This is a genomic window from Dyadobacter sp. CY312, assembly GCF_021390535.1.
GTDB lineage: Bacteria > Bacteroidota > Bacteroidia > Cytophagales > Spirosomataceae > Dyadobacter.
The window spans coordinates 82,784-104,416 of sequence record NZ_JAJUXG010000009.1; the positions used below are offsets into that span (position 1 = coordinate 82,784).

General features: G+C 43.1%; 20 protein-coding genes. 8 read left to right on the plus strand and 12 right to left on the minus strand.

Going from position 1 to position 21,633, the window contains the following annotated elements; all coding sequences use genetic code 11:
- Positions 1–97: 97 nt before the first annotated feature.
- The 4 genes from LZG71_RS13455 to mnmE all read right to left on the minus strand — a co-directional run bounded on the left by LZG71_RS13455 (position 98) and on the right by mnmE (position 5,479).
- A complete protein-coding gene (locus LZG71_RS13455; RefSeq protein ID WP_233821142.1) occupies positions 98–1,588 on the minus strand; it encodes a Fic family protein in 1,491 nt (496 codons plus the stop codon).
- 563 nt (positions 1,589–2,151) lie between these two features.
- Positions 2,152–3,279, minus strand: a complete 1,128-nt coding sequence (locus tag LZG71_RS13460; RefSeq protein ID WP_233821143.1) for a site-specific integrase — start codon at positions 3,277–3,279, stop codon at positions 2,152–2,154.
- Entirely contained in the window at positions 3,276–3,884 is a 609-nt protein-coding gene (locus LZG71_RS13465) for a helix-turn-helix domain-containing protein (RefSeq protein ID WP_233821144.1), read from the minus strand. The genes LZG71_RS13460 and LZG71_RS13465 overlap by 4 nt, the downstream gene beginning before the upstream one ends.
- 227 nt (positions 3,885–4,111) lie before the next feature.
- On the minus strand, positions 4,112–5,479 hold the full coding sequence (mnmE, locus tag LZG71_RS13470; RefSeq protein WP_233821145.1) for a tRNA uridine-5-carboxymethylaminomethyl(34) synthesis GTPase MnmE: 1,368 nt from the start codon (positions 5,477–5,479) through the stop codon (positions 4,112–4,114).
- Between the two features lie 159 nt (positions 5,480–5,638).
- Here mnmE and LZG71_RS13475 point away from each other — a divergent pair, with 159 nt between their 5' ends.
- The 7 genes from LZG71_RS13475 to LZG71_RS13505 all read left to right on the plus strand — a co-directional run bounded on the left by LZG71_RS13475 (position 5,639) and on the right by LZG71_RS13505 (position 13,065).
- Complete coding sequence (locus LZG71_RS13475) at positions 5,639–6,220, plus strand: 7-carboxy-7-deazaguanine synthase QueE (RefSeq protein ID WP_233821146.1); 582 nt, start codon at positions 5,639–5,641, stop codon at positions 6,218–6,220.
- The gene (locus LZG71_RS13480) at positions 6,175–8,121 is read left to right on the plus strand and encodes an OmpA family protein (protein ID WP_233821147.1); all 1,947 of its coding nucleotides are present in this window, start codon (positions 6,175–6,177) and stop codon (positions 8,119–8,121) included. The genes LZG71_RS13475 and LZG71_RS13480 overlap by 46 nt, the downstream gene beginning before the upstream one ends.
- Positions 8,122–8,304: 183 nt before the next feature.
- Positions 8,305–9,267 (plus strand): thioredoxin-disulfide reductase, encoded by a 963-nt coding sequence (trxB, locus tag LZG71_RS13485; RefSeq protein WP_233821148.1) that lies wholly within the window; start codon positions 8,305–8,307, stop codon positions 9,265–9,267.
- Positions 9,268–9,362: 95 nt separating this feature from the next.
- Positions 9,363–10,439 carry a M23 family metallopeptidase gene (locus LZG71_RS13490; protein WP_233821149.1) on the plus strand — a complete coding sequence of 359 codons (1,077 nt, stop codon included), beginning with the start codon at positions 9,363–9,365 and terminating at the stop codon, positions 10,437–10,439.
- 12 nt (positions 10,440–10,451) lie between these two features.
- Positions 10,452–11,183: a bacillithiol biosynthesis deacetylase BshB1 gene (bshB1, locus tag LZG71_RS13495; RefSeq protein WP_233821150.1), complete on the plus strand. Its 732-nt coding sequence runs from the start codon at positions 10,452–10,454 to the stop codon at positions 11,181–11,183.
- 95 nt (positions 11,184–11,278) lie between these two features.
- Positions 11,279–11,845 carry a peptide-methionine (R)-S-oxide reductase MsrB gene (msrB, locus tag LZG71_RS13500; RefSeq protein WP_233821151.1) on the plus strand — a complete coding sequence of 189 codons (567 nt, stop codon included), beginning with the start codon at positions 11,279–11,281 and terminating at the stop codon, positions 11,843–11,845.
- Positions 11,846–12,087: 242 nt separating this feature from the next.
- On the plus strand, positions 12,088–13,065 hold the full coding sequence (locus LZG71_RS13505; protein WP_233821152.1) for a c-type cytochrome: 978 nt from the start codon (positions 12,088–12,090) through the stop codon (positions 13,063–13,065).
- A 2-nt stretch (positions 13,066–13,067) separates the two neighbouring features.
- Here LZG71_RS13505 and LZG71_RS13510 read toward each other — a convergent pair whose 3' ends face one another.
- The 6 genes from LZG71_RS13510 to LZG71_RS13535 form a co-directional block, all read right to left on the minus strand.
- Positions 13,068–13,820, minus strand: coding sequence for a pseudouridine synthase (locus LZG71_RS13510; RefSeq protein ID WP_233821153.1), 753 nt, complete (start codon positions 13,818–13,820; stop codon positions 13,068–13,070).
- Between the two features lie 29 nt (positions 13,821–13,849).
- Complete coding sequence (locus LZG71_RS13515; RefSeq protein WP_233821154.1) at positions 13,850–14,581, minus strand: class I SAM-dependent methyltransferase; 732 nt, start codon at positions 14,579–14,581, stop codon at positions 13,850–13,852.
- A gap of 61 nt (positions 14,582–14,642) precedes the next feature.
- Complete coding sequence (locus LZG71_RS13520; RefSeq protein WP_233821155.1) at positions 14,643–15,368, minus strand: DUF1361 domain-containing protein; 726 nt, start codon at positions 15,366–15,368, stop codon at positions 14,643–14,645.
- Between the two features lie 162 nt (positions 15,369–15,530).
- A complete protein-coding gene (locus LZG71_RS13525) occupies positions 15,531–16,817 on the minus strand; it encodes a DEAD/DEAH box helicase (RefSeq protein WP_233821156.1) in 1,287 nt (428 codons plus the stop codon).
- 233 nt (positions 16,818–17,050) lie between these two features.
- Positions 17,051–17,413: a DUF779 domain-containing protein gene (locus LZG71_RS13530; protein ID WP_233821157.1), complete on the minus strand. Its 363-nt coding sequence runs from the start codon at positions 17,411–17,413 to the stop codon at positions 17,051–17,053.
- 183 nt (positions 17,414–17,596) lie between these two features.
- Positions 17,597–19,144 (minus strand): aldehyde dehydrogenase family protein, encoded by a 1,548-nt coding sequence (locus LZG71_RS13535; protein ID WP_233821158.1) that lies wholly within the window; start codon positions 19,142–19,144, stop codon positions 17,597–17,599.
- A gap of 233 nt (positions 19,145–19,377) precedes the next feature.
- Between LZG71_RS13535 and LZG71_RS13540 the strand changes: the two genes are divergently transcribed.
- The gene (locus tag LZG71_RS13540) at positions 19,378–20,307 is read left to right on the plus strand and encodes an AraC family transcriptional regulator (protein WP_233821160.1); all 930 of its coding nucleotides are present in this window, start codon (positions 19,378–19,380) and stop codon (positions 20,305–20,307) included.
- On the opposite strand, the gene LZG71_RS13545 is transcribed toward LZG71_RS13540, so the two are convergent.
- Positions 20,304–20,777, minus strand: a complete 474-nt coding sequence (locus LZG71_RS13545; RefSeq protein ID WP_233821162.1) for a YdeI/OmpD-associated family protein — start codon at positions 20,775–20,777, stop codon at positions 20,304–20,306. The genes LZG71_RS13540 and LZG71_RS13545 overlap by 4 nt on opposite strands.
- Positions 20,778–20,900: 123 nt before the next feature.
- Positions 20,901–21,542, minus strand: a complete 642-nt coding sequence (locus LZG71_RS13550) for a DUF1080 domain-containing protein (protein ID WP_233821163.1) — start codon at positions 21,540–21,542, stop codon at positions 20,901–20,903.
- Positions 21,543–21,633 lie beyond the last annotated feature (91 nt).

Here is a 21,633-nt window from a genome sequence, read left to right on the forward strand (position 1 = left end):
CGCTGGAATTAGCTGATGCACCACAAATAGTGTCCGCTGATAACCCAAACACTTATCTCCCTTAGCGATAATGTTTGGGCAAGTTAACAGATAATTTCTAGACAAAAATCTGCTGATAAATCTGCTGAATCGCGGAAAACTCTTCTTCATAAAGCTTGGGAAAATCACTCTTTCTCCTGTTAGGAAAGACTCCTTTATTTTGATGTAAGAACATGATGAGTTGATTCAAATCTTTATCTGGCATGTCTATTCGGTTCTGAATTGTTTTTTTTAGCTCATCATATCTCTCAAGAAACAGTAATTCATCTGACATGTCCAGCGAGACGGCTTCACTGATTATTTTCGACAAATAAATACATTGATAGGTCAGGTCGGGATAACGAAAATAACTTTCAACATCCGCCTGATTGGTTATTTTTATTTCTCCCTTCTCCAAGGTTTGATAACGTATACGCCTCATCAAAGGCTTTGAATACATTTCAAGCGCGGAATCATACTGTTGTATCTGATGCATCATTCGGGCCGATACCGGTATAATCAGACCTTTCTCTACCACACCATCCCGGGCTAGTATGTCGTGGATCAGAAACCGGTGAAGTCTTCCATTACCGTCTTCAAAAGGATGAATAAACACAAAACCAAAGGCCACGATCGCTGCTCTGATGATAGCATTATTTCCAGCTGATTTTTTTTCTGTTATTCTCAAACCTGCCATCAAGAATTCAACCGCACTGGGTGGTGGACAGATATAATGGTATATCTCACCATATTGCAATGTTGCTTGTCCGATATAATTCTGAAAATCCCTGAACCTGTTGACCGAAAAGCGCTCATCAACTATTGCATTTTGTAAAAATGTCAGGTACTCTTCGGAAAGAACCTGATCAGCCGGAAGTGTGCCGGCCCTATTTAATAAAGAGATAAACCGGTCCATTCTGTCGGCAGATGGATTTTCCCGCTCTATTTCATAAGAAGATTTTGTTTCCTTTCTGTAAAGATACAGAATTGCACGGTTAAAAATTTGTGGTGAATGTTCCCGTTTAAGCTTCTCAATTTCGGCAGGCAGATCAAGCAGTAGTGCTTCCTGTAATCCTGCGGTTTTCCTAACGATCGGGCAAAAGTTTTGATTACCAAGCAGATTATCATTGATACGCCATTTGGCATTTTTAATAATATGTCCGGTTACGTATTTTTTATCATCCAACAGATCAATATAATTTCCAGAAACTGCTGCCGGCAATTTTATCTCTCTTTTGGTAAGCCATTCGTATAGAAAACCAGTTTTTCTCTTGTACTTTCCTGACAAGCTCGAACATACAAACTGACTTAGATGTTCAAAGTCAATTTTTTCAAATACAGCATGATAGAAATCCAGATTGAGATCATCATATTTAAGGGCAAATTCAAAATGTGCCTCCGGCGAATCTGTTTCGGGAGCATACCTCGGCCCAAAGACTTGAATTACATCTCCATTTGCCGCCAGCTCCTGATGCTCTCTGCTTCCTATGTAAGATTTATGGGTTAACTGATAGTCCTTGAGATCAAAATAATTTTGAAGCCATAATGCTCCTGCCGGTGTGATTGCCATATGCTATTGCTGTAAAATAGTTATTCTATACTGTAAATTTAGTAAATCTCAAATAACCTGCTGTAAAACTTACAAATCGGGTATTTTTATATAGTGCTGTAAAATAATTATAGTTGCAGTAAAATCTCTAAAATGTTAAAAATACACTGTAAAATAACCAACCGTATAATTCTATAATCACCTAATACCACCAAACCCTTTTCTATTACCATTGTATCAACTATGATGTTTGTTCATTTTCAAACGACCCGTGCTAAGTATTAGCGTTAATGATTTGCTGATGCCAATAACCCCTACTGATGAATGAGGTTGGAGCCAAAAACAAACGAATCCGCTGCTTTTCGTTCTCGCATGAGCATCTATGAATTTCCAAAAAATGATTTTACGGCCTTTATGTGAGCCAACACTAATGGCTATGGTTATGATTAGCTAGACCACTATTAAGAAAGATTGATGGAAGCTTAAAAAAATAATCCCCACGTAAAGCCAAGGTTATCCCCATACGACATCAACAAACTCCTAAACCTACCCAACAAGCAAGAAAACCATTACATGACCGTATACTACCCCGGGATTAGCTCACCAAGGCCAAGCAATTTAATTCTATGTGAAGCATCGCGTTTGAGTTTGTCTACGATTTTCACATAAATCATCGTCGTTTTGATGTCTTTATGTCCCAGCAATTTTGATACAGTTACAATGTCGGTGCCCAGAAGTAACTGGAGTGTTGCAAAAGTATGCCTGAAACAATGAAAGGTCAGATGCTTTAAAATCCCTGCATCTTTGATCCATCCAGGTAAAATATAATCCACCTGACTGTATTTGAGACCTACAAAAACCTTTCCTTTAGAGGGCTCACCCAGCAAATCATACGCCTGATCCGATATGGGTAAAAACTCGGCGCTGGAAGTTTTGTCTACTCTGAACTGGATAAAGTAATTACCACCTGAACCCTTCAGTTCCGACCAGTCAAGTGTGTTGATATCAGAAAATCTCAGACCTGTCAGGATCGAGAACAAAGCGGCCCTTTTGACTACATCAGATTTACACTTTGTGTTGACCAAAAGCTGTATCTCGTCCTGAAAAAGAAAATCACGATGGGTGTCTTTCGGAGATATGCTGTCGATAATCTCACCAAGGTTGACAGTAAGAAAACCTTTCTTGAATGCTTGCTTTAAAGTTGCTTTGTATTTGGCAAAATAGCTGACTGCCGTGTTTCGCGAAATGGGTCTGCCGTACCTGCCAATGCCCGGTGCTGACAGAAGGTAATCAGCATATTCTTCACTGAATGTCTCATTCAGGTGTGGAAATAAGAGCTTCTCCCCTGCAAAACTTTTAAAATATTCCAGAGACATCCTCCAATTTTCGGAATTGATCCCTTTTCTCTTTTCTTTTTGCATCTGGAAAAACTCCACGAAATCGCCATTCATCATCCGGCTGGATAAAAAGCCAAATCTCTGACTCTGAACCTCTAACTGCCGCCGGGAACGGATCGTCTCGGCAAGCTCTATGGTTTCCTTATTGTGAAGCTTTTCCAGATCATTTCTCGGTCTGTCGAAAACATAGATCTTCAAGTAATGTTTTCTGATCAGACATCCGCTATCCGGATTTTGAACCGGCGGATAAATGTCCAGGTAAAGGGCAATCCTGCCCTTTCCGATTTTTTTTCGTCTTAATGTAACCTTGCTCACTTTTCACCTCCTCTCATTAAACGATATGCCCGATCTATATGCTTTTTGGAAATATAAATTTCCTTGCCTTCCTGAAATTTAGGAATTTTCTTCCTGTTTACCATGCTATATACGGAGTCTCTGGTGACGCCAAGGGACGAAGTAATATACTCAACGGTGTAGCAATTCTCTTTTGTCAAAGGCTCTTCTTCCAAAGTAATCTTCGGCACCGGTTTTATGGCAAGGGCTGGCAGCTCAAACAGGCGCTGGATTTCTGATCGCAAAACCCTTGTTTTTCTGACACCCAAATTGATAGCCTTTAACCTGCCCGTAGCTATCATCAAATGAATAGCTTTGCTCGAGCAGCCTAAAACAAGAGCAGCATCATTGACGGTGAGAAACTCCTTGTCCCAGACCTGATTCTTAGGAATGTCTCTGACCGCCTGGGTCTGTTTGTTGCTTTCATCGATCTTACCTTGCATTTTTTGTTGCTTCGCATTCTTCCTTCGCAGCTTATAGTTACGCTTGGCGCATTCATCACCGCAGAACCTTGTAACCGTGGTTTTGGCGGTAAATTCTTTGCTGCAATGTTCGCAGATCCGTGTAATACTGATATTTGAGCTCATAAGCTGATATAAGATCACATAAGGGTAAATAAGATGATTTAAGGGTAAATAAGGGAAGTAATTTCTCCCATTTTTTGTCCCTCAAAATTTACCAATCTTGAGGGACAAATAGGGGACAAAAATAGACTAAACTTAACAAAAAGTCCAAAAGAAAACGGTTATAAATTTCGACTAATAGTCTAATTTACAACCGTTTATATGTATTTACTTACAGCTATTTTGTGCGCCTACTTCCCGATACAAAACTTCGAAAATATATTATCCAGCAAATCATCCGTAACAATCGTCCCTGTTATCTCTCCCAAATGATGCAAAGACAAGCGGATATCCTGCGCCAGGAAATCTCCTGTAACTCCTGTTGCCAGACCGCTCAGAACATCGCTTAATGCGTCCTGGGTTTTTAGCAGGTGTTCGTAGTGGCGCAGGTTGGTTACTACTGTGTCGTTGGCGGCTTGTTTGTTGACTTGCGTTACCAGTGTTGCAGTCAGAGTTGTTAATCCTTGTTGTTTTTGAGCGGATATCAGAATGATTTCGGGATTGTCTGCTTTTAATTTTTCAGCATCCTCAGCATTTAGGTCTATTTTATTCATTACCCATAAAATCTCTTTGTCAGAAGAAAGTAGGGAAACGAGTTGTCTATTTTCAAGAAACGTCTCCTCACTGTCAAAAAGAAAAATCACAATGTCTGCTTTTTCCATGGCTGCCTTTGACCTTTCGATTCCTATGGATTCAACAAGATCCGTCGTTTCACGGATTCCGGCTGTGTCGATAAAGCGGAATTTCAATCCTTCCAGTACAATCGTGTCTTCAATTACATCGCGCGTTGTACCGGCGACGCTTGTAACAATTGCTTTTTCTTCGTTAAGCAAAGCGTTCAGAAGTGTCGATTTGCCAACATTGGGCGATCCGATGATCGCCACCGGAACGCCTTCTTTCAATGCATTGCCGTAATCAAACGAATCAATCAGCGGAGCAATCGCTTCTTGCAATGACTCTATCAGTATTCTTAAATCTTCCCTGCCTGCAAATTCTACATCCTCTTCGCCAAAATCCAGTTCCAGCTCAATCAGTGAAGCGAAATGGATGAGTTCACTTCTTAATCCCGAAAGTTTTTTAGAAAAACCGCCTCTAAGCTGGTTCAATGCCGTTTTATGACTCGCCTCGGAATCTGCCGCAATCAAATCGGCAACGGCCTCTGCCTGAACAAGGTCAAATTGTCCATTCATAAAAGCCCGTTGCGTGAATTCTCCCGGCTTTGCAATACGTGCTCCTTTCTGAACCAGCAGTTTCAAGATCTGTCTGATAATATAGTCAGACCCGTGGCAGGAAATCTCGACAGAATCTTCTTTGGTAAATGATCGGGGCACTTTGAAAATGCTTACCAGCACCTCATCAATAATCTGATCCCCTGTATATATGGTACCGAAATGAACGGTATGTGACTCCGCCCTTTCAAGATTTTTACCTTTAAATATGCTGTTTACCATGGCTATTGAGCCAAGTCCCGAAACACGGATGATGGCAATGGCCCCTACCCCCGACGGAGTCGCCAAAGCACAAATTACTTCCTGCTGATGTATTTGAGTCAGATTCATAATGCAAAGATGCGATTCTATAACCAGAAATTCATCGATCGCTTTTCGTATCTTTGGGGATTTTTCCGAGCAATCGGTTGTTACATCTTTTTGAACTTTTTGTTGTTGTCAATGCTGCTTTCCGAAACATTACCCATTATTACCAGCCAACTTCCTCTCATGGAAGCATTTTACACTTTGCAGGGCGAGGGCCAGCACAGTGGAAAAGCGGCTTATTTCATTCGTCTTGGAGGCTGCGAGGTTGGCTGTCACTGGTGCGATGTGAAGGAATCGTGGGACGCTGATATTCATCCTAAAACTACTATTGATACTATTGTAAAAGGTGCCTTGGAATATCCGGGACGCCTTGCAGTTATCACCGGAGGAGAACCGCTGATGTATAATCTGGATGCGCTTACCAGTGCTTTGCAAGAATCCGGTTTTCAGACCAACATTGAGACTTCGGGTGTATATCCCTTCACAGGTCACTGGGACTGGGTGTGTTTTTCTCCAAAAAAATTTAAAACACCACATCCTGATATCTACAAGAATGCAAACGAGCTGAAAGCGATCATTTATAACAAGAGTGATTTTGAATTTGCAGAAGAACATGCGGCGCTGGTTAACCCGGATTGCACGCTCCTGTTGCAGCCCGAATGGAGTAAACACCCGCAAATGCTTCCTTTGATAATTGATTATATCAAAGACAATCCGAAATGGAAAATGTCGTTACAGACACACAAGTACATGAATATTCCATAATGCACCGCTTTCTGCTGACTTTCCTGATATGGAGCCTTATTAGTTTGCCAAAGATTTATGGCCAGAGTTCGCCGACTTCCAAACGCGCGCGCGATTTCTATGAAAAAGCCGCCAAGGCCTGGCAGGGACGTCAGCTCAGCGAAGCAGCGATCCTGTATAACAAGGTTCTTGAAGTTGAACCAAGCCACGCTGAAAGCCATCTCAGACTTGCTCAGATATACGAGCTGTTGAGAAATCCGACATTAACCAAACAACATTACGCCAGGCTGGTAGCCTTACAGCCCACTGCTGCACAATCGGCTACCGCTTACCATTGGCTGGGTAAGCATTTTTTCCAGTTGGAACAATACGATTCTGCTCAGGTCTACTTTCAGAAAGCTTTGCCCTTGTTTCCTGTAAAATCGAGCTTATCAAGGCTCACAGAAAAATCAATTGCCTCTGCCGCGTTTGCTCAGCAGGCAATTAAAAGTCCGCTTCCAATAAAAAAGCAGTCTTTGGGTGACACCGTGAATTCTCTCAATTCCCAATACTTCCCTGTACTGACTGCCGATGGCGAAACGCTTATTTTTTCGGGTCTGACAGATAGCAGAGACGAAAATATCTACATCACACAGCGTCAGAAAAAAGGTTGGGATGTGCCAGAAGAAATTTCAAAGTCAATCAACACGGTTAATAATGAAGGGACCTGCAGTGTATCTGCCGATGGTCGCACGCTGGTATTTACTGCATGTAACCGCCAGGACGGTTACGGGAGCTGCGATCTCTATATTACCCAAAAACAAGGCAGCGACTGGAGTACGCCTATGAACATGGGAGAACCTGTCAACAGTCGCGACTGGGATTCGCAGCCATCGCTTTCCGCCGACGGTCACACGTTATACTTTGCCTCCGACCGCAGAGGCGGGCAGGGCAAAAAAGATATATGGGTATCTGTTTTGGATCAGAAAGGCAAATGGAGCGAACCAAAAAGCCTGGGACCTACTATCAATACGCCCGATGATGAGAATGCACCTTTTATCCATGCCAACGGGCGGACACTTTTTTATGCCTCCAACGGACTTGCAGGCATGGGCGGAATGGATATCTTCATAACTCAAAAAATGGATACAGTATGGGCCGAACCCAAAAACCTGGGTTTTCCCATTAACACGGTCTCTGAGCAGGTTGGTCTTTTTATTGCCTCAGACGGTAAAATGGCTTATTATTCGGACGACTATGCAGAAAACGGTAAGAGCCGCTCGCTGTTGTACCAGTTCGAATTACCGGAGAGTCTGAAAAAATCCATCTTGCCCACAAGATACGCCAAGGGGAAAGTTTTTGATAAAAAAACCGGAGCGGCGCTTTCATCTGATATTGACCTGTATGATCTGAAAACGCAGGAAAAAGTAGCCTCATTTACTTCTGACTCTAAAACCGGAAGCTTTCTGGCAGTGCTCAACAACGGAAGCGAATACGCGTTTTATGTTTCCAAAAGCAACTATCTGTTTAAAAGTTTGTCCTTTACAGTAAGCGACTCCGCTTCATGGGTGAACCTTGATATTCCCCTGGAAGCAATCGAAAAAGATAAAACCGAAATTTTGAATAATATCTTTTTTCAAACAGGTTCTTTTGATTTGGACGAAAAGTCGAAAGTGGAGCTGGATAAACTTGTTGATTTTTTAGCAAAAAATCCATCTATAAAAATTGAAATTTCAGGTCATACCGACGATGTCGGCTCTGATAAGGAAAACCTGGAACTGTCCAGAAAAAGGGCGCTGTCCGTGCAGGAATATCTTCAAAAAACAGGCGTTCCGCCAGCGCGGCTTTCATCCAAAGGTTTTGGTGAAAGCAAACCGGTTGCACCCAATGAGTCGGAATCTGGCCGGCAGAAAAACAGACGTATAGAATGGAGGATCCAATGACGAAATTTGCATTCCGCGGTGATTTTTCGCACTTTTGTTCTCCGGCCTGTGTTGTATTTTACGAGTATCTGCCAAAGGCCAACTCACCAAGCACACTATTCTGACAAGCATTGTTTACGTTTATCAGACATATAAAAAAAAACTGATTACTACATAAGTGAATAACATTTAGTTCGCATTAAAATGACATCTGAAAAAGTTAACTGCCTTATTATAGGTTCCGGCCCTGCCGGTTATACAGCCGCAATATATGCTTCAAGAGCTGGATTAAACCCTGTTCTTTACCAAGGCGCACAGCCCGGAGGACAATTGACCATCACTACAGAAGTTGACAACTTCCCGGGTTATCCCGACGGCGTTACTGGCCCTGAGATGATGATGCAGTTTGAAAGCCAGGCTCGTCGTTTCGGGACAGATATCCGTTACGGAATGGCAACAGAGGTGGATTTTACCAGCTACCCTCACAAAGTGATCATTGACGGTAAAAAGGAAATTATCGCTGATTCTGTAATTGTATCAACGGGAGCTTCGGCAAAATGGCTTGGAATTGAGGGAGAAGAAAGACTCAATGGCCACGGTGTTTCTGCCTGCGCAGTTTGTGACGGATTCTTTTTCCGTGGACAGGATGTTGTAGTTGTAGGCGCTGGTGATACTGCTGCTGAGGAGGCCAGTTATCTTGCCAAGCTTTGCCGTAAAGTGTATCTGCTGGTTCGTCGTGATGAAATGCGCGCTTCCAAAATCATGCAGAAACGCCTTGAAACGTTGCCAAATATTGAAATTCTTTGGAATACAGAGACCGTTAAATTAAACGGTGAGCATGGACTTGAAAGCGTTGAGGTAAAAAACAACAAAACCGGAGAACAGACTGTATTAGATGTTACCGGATTCTTCGTGGCAATTGGTCATAAACCAAACACGGATATTTTCAAAGGATATCTACACATGGATGAAACCGGCTACATACAGACCATAAAAGGTAGTTCCTGCACCAACATTAAAGGTGTATTTGCCTGTGGTGACGCACAGGACAACGTCTACCGCCAGGCTGTGACTGCTGCCGGAACGGGTTGTATGGCAGCTTTGGATGCGGAACGTTTCCTGATGGAACACGAGGTAGAGGTAATAATGGAAGAAAGCGCTTCATAACACGGCAGTGCTGAAAAAATAACCTGGTAAATTTTAAAATTTATGATCGGGCTACATCTGATTACGACGATGTAGCCTGACTAGTATTTATATCTATGAAAGGAAAGCTTATTGTAAGTTTGCTAATGATGGTGTGTTTGATCTCCTGGAACACGCAAGCACAAGAGCGAGGAAAATTCAAGAAGAACCCAAAAATCAATCAGTCCGGAAACAACAGCAACGAAGGACCAACAAAAGCAGGAACTCCGCACGTTGAAGACGAATATCAGGTTGAGACTTCAGGCCTTAAATTCCAAAACCAGTTTGAACCTGTAAAACCTCTTAATCCGGTTGTAAGCGAAGATACCAGCACAGTGGACGAAGGTGAAATTGACGTTGTAGAGGTTGTAGATTCATTACAGGTGGCCGACGACTGGGTTAAAGCAGCTGAGTATTATGTGATCTGGGATTCAAGAAGTATCAATCCGTACGGTTTGAGCCCTTTGGAATTCGATGAACCGGTCGAGCTTAAATTATATGACGAAGCAGCAAACCGCAAGTGGAGCAACCCGCTGGATGTGATCAAAACTACTTCCAACTTTTCTTACCGCTGGGGACGCTGGCACAACGGTACTGACCTGGATCTGGATACCGGAGATAGTGTTCGCACTACATTTGATGGGATGGTGCGTATTGTTGCATACGACGGCAGCGGATATGGAAAGTTTGTTTTGGTAAGGCATTATAACGGTCTTGAGACGCTTTACGGACACATGTCCAAGCAGCTGGTTGAATCCGGACAGTTGGTAAGAGCAGGCGAAGTACTGGGTCTGGGTGGAAATACCGGAAGAAGTACCGGCTCTCATCTTCACTTTGAAAACCGCTATGAAGGAAATCCTTTTGATCCGCGTAATATTTTCGATTGGGATTCGAAACAAATTCGTTCCGACCGTTTTATGCTCACCAGTTCGGTATGGAATCACCTTCGCGGAAAATCTACCAAAAGTGAGTTTGAATCGGGCGATGCCGTGCCAGTTGCACAGTCCCGTTCAATCCTTCACAAAGTACGCTCGGGCGACACATTGTCCTCCATTGCAGGAAAATACGGCGTATCGATCAGCTCGATAGCCAAGAAAAACAGGATTTCTACCCGGTCTACACTTCGTCTGGGTCAGAAGCTTAGAATTAAATAATCAGAAACAAACATGAAATTAGATATACTCGCCATTACAGCGCATCCCGATGATGTTGAACTGTGTTGCGCAGGCACTTTGCTTGCTCAAATGGCATTGGGTAAAAAAGTAGGAATTGTTGACCTTTCAAGAGGCGAACTTGGAACCAGGGGAACACCCGAAGGCCGCATTCAGGAGGGGCTGGATTCTGCCAAAATTCTCAATATTGATGTAAGAGAGAATGTCGGCATTGCCGATGCGTTTTTTAGAAATGACGAACATCATCAGAAACTGATCATTCCTTACATCCGTAAATATCAGCCTGATATCGTTATAACCAATGCCATCACCGACCGCCATCCTGACCATGGACGCGGAGCCCAACTAGTAGCAGACAGCTGTTTCTATTCAGGTTTGCGAATGATTGAAACCTTTGATTCAGAAGGAAATCCGCAGCAGGCCTGGCGCCCAAAGAATGTATTCCATGCAATTCAGGATCGCTATGTTAACCCTGATTTCATTGTTGATATTTCGGCACACCATGATCAGAAAATTCAGGCGATCAGGGCATTTAAGAGCCAGTTCTTCAATCCGGAATATGACGAAAAAAGCGGCGAACCTCAGAGCTACATATCTTCTCCTGAGTTTTTAAACTTCATTATTGCACGTGCTCAGGAAATGGGCCATGCCATTGGAGCTCAGTTTGGAGAAGGGTTTACTTCATACAAAAAGCTAGGGGTAAAAGATCTTTCTGTGTTCTCTTAATCATTTTCTCATTCCTATTGTTAAAGAAAAAGTTGGGTGATTCAACTTTCAGGCCTGTCTTATCGTATATAAAGCAGATTAAAACGAATAACAATATGAAACAGAAAATAACGCTTTTGTTGTGCAGTTTGTCGGCCTTTATGCTGATGAATTGTTACGGGCAATCATCATCAAAAAAAGAACCTGTTCAGAAAAGTGAGGTTTACTCCCGGACAGACACTTCCAAGGTCAATGTTTCTGACAAAGACTGGAAAAAGCTGCTTTCTCCCGAAGTTTACGACGTAGCGAGGCTGAAAGGTACAGAGAGACCTTTTACCAGCGAATACGAGCACTCAAAAGAAATTGGCACATTCTATTGTGCAGTTTGTGGTAATCCGCTTTTTCGCAGCAATGCCAAATACGAGAGTGGTTGTGGCTGGCCCAGTTTCTTCGAGCCGATTAGTAAAAAATCCATTGTGGAAGCACAGGACAATACTTTGGGAATGCGGAGAATTGAAGTGATGTGTGGACGGTGCAAGTCGCATTTAGGTCATGTGTTCGACGATGGACCACCTCCAACAGGACTACGGTATTGTATAAACGGAGTGGTACTCGATTTTGAAAAAGCCAAGACTGCCGAGAAGAAATTCAATACCAGGAAAAAGGCAAACACAGAAGGCTGATAGTTAATCCCGGGGTAAACGCTTCGGGATTTTTTTGTGGACCAGGCATCTGCTATACTCCATTCTTGCACTAAAATGATACTCCTAACATACCATCATATTGAAGGGAATCTTTGACACATCGGTGACATGTGCATTCGAAGCAGTGTAATTTATATCAATTCTAATTTGCATAAGTGTTTTACAACTACGTGTTGCAATTGCTATATTTACAACTGTTACGTAAACAACCTCAACCACTTATGAAAAAGATCCTTAAAATTTCAGGAATTATATTCCTGATTCTACTCGTTGTTGTTGCCGCTTCCGGCATTTATGTTAAAACAGTATTACCCGATACAGGTCCCGCACCCCAACTCACCATTGATCGAACTCCCGAGCGAATTGAAAGGGGCAAGTACCTGGCCAACCATGTGACAGTTTGTATGGATTGTCACAGTACCCGGGCCACAGATCTTTTTTCCGGCCCACTTTTACCAGGTAACTTTGGAGGAGGCGGAGAGAAATTCGACAAAAGCATGGGTTTTCCGGGCAACTTCTATTCGAGAAACATTACGCCTTATGGTCTTGGCAGCTGGACTGACGGTGAGATATTCCGGGCTGTTACCACGGGTGTGAACAAAGAGGGAAAAGCACTTTTCCCCGTGATGCCATACCACGCTTATGGGCAGATCGACACCGAAGATGTATACAGCATCATCGCCTATCTGCGTACGCTTGAACCTGTAAAGAATGACCCGCCTGCATCAGAGGCCGATTTTCCTGTAAGTTTTATTATCAATACGATGCCTTCTGCTGCTTCACCGGGCAAAAGACCAGCTGATTCAGACCTTGTTGCGAAAGGAAAATACCTGGCAACCGCCGCAGTCTGTGTAGAATGCCACAGCAAAATGGACAAAGGCGCGAAGGTTCCCGGCAGTGAATATGGAGGCGGGATGGAATTTGGTTCCCCTGCGGGAATAGTACGGTCACCAAACATTACTTCCGACAAAAAAACCGGAATTGGACAATGGACAGAAGAGACTTTTGTGAGGCGATTCAAAGCTTATGCAGATTCAGGATATATTCCGCACCGTGTTGGCCCAAAGGATATGAACACACCAATGCCCTGGATGATGTATGCAGGAATGAAGGAAGATGATTTGAAAGCGATATTTGCATACCTCCAGAGCCTGAGTCCAATCGAACACCAGGTAGAGAAATTCACTGTTACCCAATAACTTTAAGGCCGGGATTCAGAAAAACCAAGTGTTTGATACATCCTTCTGAATTCCGGCTGAAACTCCGCCTCAATGGTAACCGGAGTTTGGGTAACGGGATGAACAAAATCCAGCCTGGAAGCATGCAAGAGCATGGTATTCATTTGAAAATGATCCAGAAAAAACTTATTCTGCTTGTTACATCCATGTGGCCGGTCTCCTATAATGGGATGAAATACATGCGCCATGTGTTTTCGGAGCTGGTGCATTCTTCCGGTTTCTGGTTGCAGCAAGATATGTGAATATCTGGAAGTCGGATGTTTACCAACAGAAAACGAAGTCTCAACCCTATCCAAAGTACTAAATCTAGTAAAGGCTTCTTGTACAACTCCATCGTCTCGCTTTAAAGGATAATCAATTTCCATTTCATCTGGCGTGTAACCCCGCACAATAGCCTGATACTGTTTCTTGATACGATTTTCAGAAAATTGTTTTTGCATTATTCCGTTTAATTCTTCAAGTAATGCAAATAGAAGAATACCGCCTGTCTTCCTGTCGAGCCGGTGCAAGGGATAAACCCGCTGTCCGATCTGGTCGCGCAAAATTTGTACGGCAAACTGATCGGTATCGTTGGCAATACTACTTTTATGGACCAGCAAGCCATGGGGTTTATTAATGGCGATCAGAAATTCGTCCTGGAAAACGACATCGAGTGGAGCGTTATCTGGCAATTTATTAAGGTTGCTGTTGGCAGTTAGCTGAAAGCCATTAACCATATTCGTAAATGATTCTCTTTTCCCGTTTATTAAAATATCGAAAGACTCTTGTCCTCTTTCGATGTCAGAACAGCGTAGGAACTGGGTTTGATTCCCAACAAATATGGAAACAGGCGTAATACTGAATGTTTTATTTTGGTGAGATAGTACACCTTTTTGTTATTCTTATATGTTGCCCTTACTACATCATCAGGGTATAGGTAACAGATATCATTCAAAACTTTAAAATTCTCCGACTTTAATAAAAACCGAAAAAGCGCTGGTGTATAGATGTTGATGTGACCGTAAGCCAGAAAGTGTTTCAGTTTTTTATCAACGTAAAACGAAAAATCAATGGGCACCTCAAAAATCTGGTACTTCGACACACGTTTAATTTCCCGCAACAGTATGCGCTCATGCTCTACGTGTTCCATCACATGAGAACAAATCACCAGGTCAAAATGATTATCGGGATAGGGAATTTTGTAGCCGTCGAAGAGAATTATGTCTTTCAGATTAGCGATATTCTTAGACTTAATCATTTCAATACCACTCTCCGAAATTTCTACGCAATTAAGATTGGAACAAAAATTCCACTTAGACAACCAGTTAAGAATACTCCCCTCACCTGCACCTACTTCAAGCACATTTTTAAAATCAATATGTTTGGCCAGCGAAACAATGTTCTCTGCCTTGTGCTTGGCACCGATATTACGCCATTCCACCGACTCGGTGTCGTATTGAGACGAATAAGTTTCCTTGATATTCTCTGACAGTTGCATAGGTATTCACCCGAAATAGTGATGCATAGCGCAAAATAAAATATAATTCCTAAATCTTCGCCTATATTCTTTTGGTATAACGAATCCTGAAACGGATAATGACCCACAGAACAAGATAAAGAATACCCAGTAAAAGCCCTATTTCCAAAGCAAAAACCCATGCAGTGCGATCAGTAAGGCTTTCTAATACATGGTTTAAAATGAGCTTGGGTTCATGAATAATATCCCAACTATTCATCCGTCTTACTCTTCCAAGATAAACGCCAAAGCCAGCCAGCGGCAAGCAGGAAAAAAACATTATCGTGCTCGTTTTTCTGGAAAATACCTGACGCCAGGCATGGTGAATCCAGTAGAGTGAAACCAGACCATTAAACAGGCTAACCTCGGCATAAAAGAAAAGCATGATGGTATCATGCCAGGTAAGATCGCGCTGGTAGTCCACCGTCAGGTGAGCCAGATCGGTGACCATGTAAGGCGCATTTGGAAAAAATGCCAGCCAAAATAAACTTATCAGAATTAAGAGGATTGGAATGTGACCAAGCCTTTTGGTAAGATTATTGGCGACAAATGCCGCAATTAGGGGAATCCAGCTCAGGAACAAGTTCCAGTCCATCGAAAAATCGACCGGAGCGTCGAAATAAATACGAACTAGATGAAAAAATACTGCTACAAGGCTAAGTAGAACAAGTAGTAGAAGCGAAAACAATCCCTCCAACGATACGATGGGCGGGTTTGAAACGGTAAATCTGTAATTTTTAATCCATTCAATGAGACGATCTATTGCCATTCAGTTAAAATTTCATCACATAATACGACTCTTCCAACAAATGAAAAGCAAAAAGGCCATATAACACGCAAAACCTGCTTATCATGCCAATAAACATGATAATCGTTATACTTTATCCGCTTTTCCGTGTTGATGATAACCAATAAACGTTCTATGCAATTTTTATGCCTGAATTGGCTTCTTAGGACCTTTATTTTTAGGTTTGCGTCGTTTGTTTGCAGATGAAGGTTCACCCGGCTTGGAATCAGGTTTGGATCCGCCATTACGTCTTGGTCCATTGGAAGGCCTGAATTTCCGCGGTTCGAACAACGGCGCATCGCCAAGTCCAAGCTCTGCGGTTACCGAACGCTTTTCCAGTTCTTTCTCGAACAACTTCTCAATTTTCAAAACGTATTTCTGATCCTGCTCATTGATGAACGTGATGGCTATACCTTTGGATTCGGCGCGGGCTGTACGTCCGATTCTATGCACATAATCTTCCGGGTCACGCGGTACGTCGTAGTTAACCACATGACTGAGGTTGTCAATATCAATTCCTCTGGACAATACGTCTGTTGCGACCAGAATAGGAAATTTACGGTTCTTAAAATCCCTGAGGACAATCTCACGCTCTGCCTGTTCCGAATCTGAGGAGATTCCATTCGCTCCCAGCCCGAGTTTTCTCAGTGCACGAACAATCGGCTCCACGGTAGATTTGCGGGACGTAAAGAGAACCATGCTAATATTTTGTACATCTTTCAGAAGATTGGTCAGCAACGGCAGCTTTTGTTCATCTTTTGCGAGGTAAAACTGCTGATCAATACGTTCAGCAGGGCGGGAAACGGCCAGACGCACTTCTTCGGGATTGTGAAGAATACGCTTTGCCAGCTCACCGATTTTGGCTGGCATGGTTGCAGAAAACATCAGCGTCTGTCTCTTTGCAGGAAGGAAACTCATGATCTTGAGAATGTCACTCAGAAAACCCATGTCGAGCATACGATCCGCTTCATCCAGAACCAGATGTTTGATGCCGGTGAAATTCACGTAACCGAGCTGTAAATGTGCAATAAGCCTGCCTGGAGTTGCGATAATAATATCGGCACCCTGCGTAAGTGCTTTTTTCTGCTGGTCCCATTCCGGACCTTTGTTGCCGCCATAAACCGCGATGCTTGTAGCACCTACAAAGTACCCGAGCCCCTGTATCTGCTGATCAATCTGAACGGCGAGTTCGCGGGTGGGTACCAATATCAGGGCTGCGGTATTCTTATTATCTTCATGCGCAACTTTATCCAGAATCGGAATCAGATAGGCAGCCGTTTTTCCGGTACCTGTTTGTGCACAGGCCAGAAGATCGCTGCCACGAAGAATATGGGGAATTGCCTGCTCCTGAATGGGTGTGGCTGCCTGGTAATTCATAGAATCCACGGCGTTGAGAACGTCTTCGTGGAGATCAAAATCGTTAAAATTCAAAATTCAGCTTTTTAAAACCCGTAGCAGAAACCGTTCCGCCTTAGGTAGTTGATAATAAAAAAAGAGCTGACTTTCAAATTTCCCAGTCAGCAAACCGCTTGATTCTCATCAAATGTAATCATTTTTCTTTAAAACGGGAACAGCCGCCATTCAAACTTCTCCTCCCTCAGAGGTGAGTATGCAGGCATAGAAGAGCGATCAAACCACATGTTATATCCTGACCAAGTCATTTATCAATCCACCGGTTCGAGTTCAGCTGCCTCCTTGGGTGTATAAAGTCTGGATTTTGTCATGAAACGAATTCCAAGGGGAATTTCCAGTGAGAAACTTGAACCACGTCCCGTGGTTACATCTATGGTTAGCTGTGTATGTTTCCAATATTCAAACTGATCACGGCTCATAAAAAATTCACAACCTGCAATTTCTCCAAGCAGCACGTCGCTACCGCCCGTCCGGAACTCACCTTTCTCAAAACACATGGGTTGAGAGCCATCGCAGCAGCCGCCACTTTGGTGAAACATCAGTTCTCCAAACTTCTCTCTGAGCTGATTTACAACAGCTTCCGCCTCAGAGGTGATGATTACTCTTGGTGTCATGATCAGAAATGTTTAGTAGCAATACAGCACTTAGAAGAGTAGCGCAGAGGATTTGGGAGCGGCCAATACCCTTACCTCTCATGCAGATATTTGAATGTCTGCGTCAGGACTGCCGCTTGGAGCGTGTGCCTTTATTCAGAGGTAAGGGATTAGCAATTGGCCGCAAATCGTTCAGCTAAGTTATTAAAAGAATCCGAGTTTATTCTTGTCGTATGAAATTAACATGTTTTTAGTCTGGCGGTAATAGCCGAGCATCATCTTGTGATTTTCTCTGCCAAAGCCCGATTTTTTGTAGCCGCCGAAGGGCGCGTGAGCAGGATATGCATGGTAATTGTTGACCCAAACCCTACCCGCCTGAATCGCCCGCGGCACCTGATAAATCTCATGCGCGTCACGTGTCCACACACCGGCTCCCAGGCCATAAAGTGTGTCATTGGCAATACTGATTGCTTCCTCTGTTGTTTTGAAAGTAGTGACACATACAACCGGACCAAATATCTCTTCCTGGAAAATCCGCATCTTATTGTGTCCTTTAAATATGGTCGGTTGTATGTAGTAACCTCCTGATATCCCATTTTCAAATTTCTGCGCATCACCACCAGCAAGCACCTCTGCCCCTTCTTCCTTTCCAATTTTCAGGTAAGAAAGAATTTTTTCGTATTGGTCATTGGAAGCCTGAGCGCCCATCATTGTTGTGCTGTCCAGCGGATGCCCCATCTTAATCGCTTTGGTGCGCTCAATTACACGACTCATGAATTTGTCATAAATACTTTCGTGCACGAGAATCCGTGACGGACAGGTACAAACCTCTCCCTGGTTCAAAGCAAACAACACTGCACCTTCAATCGCCTTATCAAAATAAGCGTCATCTTCGTCAGCAACGGATGGGAAGAAAATATTGGGGGATTTACCACCCAACTCCATCGTAACCGGAATTAGGTTGTCGGAAGCATACTGCATAATGAGCCGACCGGTTGTGGTTTCGCCGGTGAATGCAACCTTCGCAACTCTTGGCGATGAAGCAAGTGGTTTTCCAGCTTCTACCCCAAAACCGCTCACAATGTTCAATACTCCGGCAGGCAATATATGTCCGATCAATTCCATAAGCACCATAATGGAAGTCGGCGTTTGCTCTGCGGGCTTGACCACCACGCAGCAACCGGCGGCCAACGCTGGCGCTATTTTCCACGTAGCCATTAGCAACGGGAAATTCCAAGGGATTATCTGCCCCACTACGCCGAGTGGTTCATGAATATTGATACAAACGGTATTTTCATCATGTTCGGACACACTACCTTCCTCAGCCCTGATCACACCAGCAAAATATCGGAAATGATCCACACAAAGTGGAAGATCAGCAGCGCGGGTTTCTCTGATTGCTTTACCATTATCAATCGTTTCAACAATCGCCAGATAATCCAGATTGTCTTCGATAACCTGCGCAATCTTCAACAACAAATTACTGCGGGAAGCGGCAGAAGTTTTACTCCAGGTTGGGAAAGCCTCATGAGCTGCGTCCAGTGCTTTTTCTATATCTTCTTTTGTAGATCTTGCGGCTTTGGTGAACACCTGGCCATCTATCGGTGATATGTTGTCAAAATATTCACCCTTCACAGGTTCTACAAACTTCCCTCCTATGAAATTTCCATAACGCTCTTTAAACTCAGGCCTTCTTGCCAGATTTTCATTTACGTGCGATTCTGTTTTTGGGTTTCCGGTGATCGTATCCATAATTTAAAAAAGATTTTTTAATGAATTACTGATACAAACCTACCAGTAAGCGGCGTTAAACATTGGTACGATCGTTCCATATTGTAGCATAATTATCTCATTAATTAAAAATATATTTATATTTCAAAATATATATAAATTAACATCTTTGAATGCCCATACGCCATATTGATCTTTTCAATTACCTCACTGTCAAGTGTGATTCATGCTTTATAAAGTTTTAAAAACTCACAATGAACTCAGGATACAAGCTAAGTCAGATCGCTGTTTCGGAAGAAAGATCAATGAAAACACTTGTCGAAAACCGTCGTGCCTTCACACTTGAGAATTGTGAGCTTAACGTTTTCGAAACATTGCAGGTTTCCGCTCTTGTACCACTCACCTTTTCCGATTTTGTGGTGACGAGTATGCTAAGAGGAAAAAAGGTGATGCACCTTTTCGACAAACCTGGCTTTGACTATGTCCCTGGTGAAACGGTGCTGGTTCCTGCAAATGTTACCATGAAGATTGATTTTCCGGAAGCATCTGAAAACAATCCGACTCAGTGTATTGCGCTTGCTTTGGATCAAACCAAAATCCAGCAGATCGTGGACCGGCTCAATGAGCAATATCCAAGGGAAGGCCAGGATCAATACTGGTCGCTGAGCAGGAATCAGTATCACTTTATGAATAATCTGGATTTAGCTCAAAGCATGAACAAACTCATCAGAATTTGTTCGGGAAGCGCCATTGGCAAAGATATTCTGGCTGATCTTACCTTGCAGGAATTGATCGTTCACATTATTCAGACACAAAATTTGCACGCAGTTTCCGATGAGCAGATCGACCCGAATAACCCGTTAGCATACGTTATCAGCTACATACGCGCAAACATTAGTGAGAAAATTCAGGTGGAAGAGCTAAGTGAGAAGGCGTGTATGAGCCGGACGTCATTTTACAGGGCATTCAAAAGAGAATTTAACCTGAGCCCGCTGGATTTTATTTTGAAGGAAAAAATTAAAAAAGCAAAACACCTGCTTTCCGAATCAAAGGCAAGTATATCAGAAGTTTGTTACCAGCTTGGTTTTTCTGATCTCAATTACTTCGGCCGGCAGTTTAAAAAAGCGGAAGGTATCTCTCCCACCCAGTACCGATTGGTTTCGGGATCAAACGATGCGCATTAGATCTGACCGTTTTTTAACCGGTTTACCATCATCACCGCTCTGTCTACCCGAACCTGTACCGACTTTGCCGAAGCGATATAATGAATAATCCCGCGCTGTTTGCTTGGTAAAATTTCATGGAAAAGTCGGTTTCCCTCATCGTCCTGACTTAATAGTTCCGTAAGTTCCTCCGGCATATCTCTTCCATAAACACTGTCGTCTTTTTGAACAGCGACTTTTACGGTCTGCCCCAAAACCAGCCGACCTGCCTGCCTGATGGCGGTTGCGACATTGATGTAAAAACCCGCTCCTGCCCTGGGACGGATTGCGCACTGAAAATCAACCTGGTCGTTGATCCTGCAACGAATCCTCTCTGGTTTTCGTCCGGTAACAAAAATGGCCGCCAACTCATCGGGGACGACCATAAAATATTCTCCGCCCTTCCGGTCAAAGCGCTCTATACGTGATTCGAAATGAATGATTTGTTCCAAAGTCGTTTCATTATTGCGGAAATGGTCAGCCGCTTCCTCTCTGATCAGTTGTGACCTCTCTGCAATTCCTTGAATCTGGTTTCTATTTCTTCTGAGGACATATCTAAAACCCTTTAATATTTTTTACTCCGTCAACGGACGCACTTTAATGTCTTTGTATAAAACCACACTCTTCGGGTCGTGCGCCTGCAAAGCAAAAGTACCACTTTTCAATATTCTTCCTTTTCCATCAACCGACCGTTTGTCTGCGTCAGACTCCTCATAATCCACAACAACTTTGTTATTAATCATGATGGTGATGTGTTTTCCTTCAACCTTGATGTATTCGGTATACCATTCGTTGTCTTTTGCGTAGGTCTCTTTCACATCAACAATGTCATAAAGACTTCCTGTACGTTTCCAGTCTGTATGAGAGTTGTTAACCTGCACTTCATAACCTTGTGAAGGCCAGCCATCCTCCTGATATATTGTATGAATATATATTCCGGAATTTGCGCCAGGTTTGGTCATCACCTGTGCTTTGAACTCAAAATTTTTGAACATATGATTCTTTACAGGACCATCATAAAACAAATGCGCTCTTGGTCCGGCAACCTGAATGGCTCCGTCAACTATCGAAAACGAACTTGCATTGTTGCCCACCTTCCAGCCATCCAGATTCTCCCCGTTAAAGATCGAAACCCAACCGTCCTGTGCGAATGATTTACTCAAAATACCGAGCAACACTAAACTCAAAACTCCGGAAAAACGCATTATTTGTTTCATAAAAAATCTCAGATTAATATTTTGGTTAAATCCTGATAAGCGTCCTATTGTCTGCACAATTAAAGAAAGCTTTACCCAAAAAACTACTGTT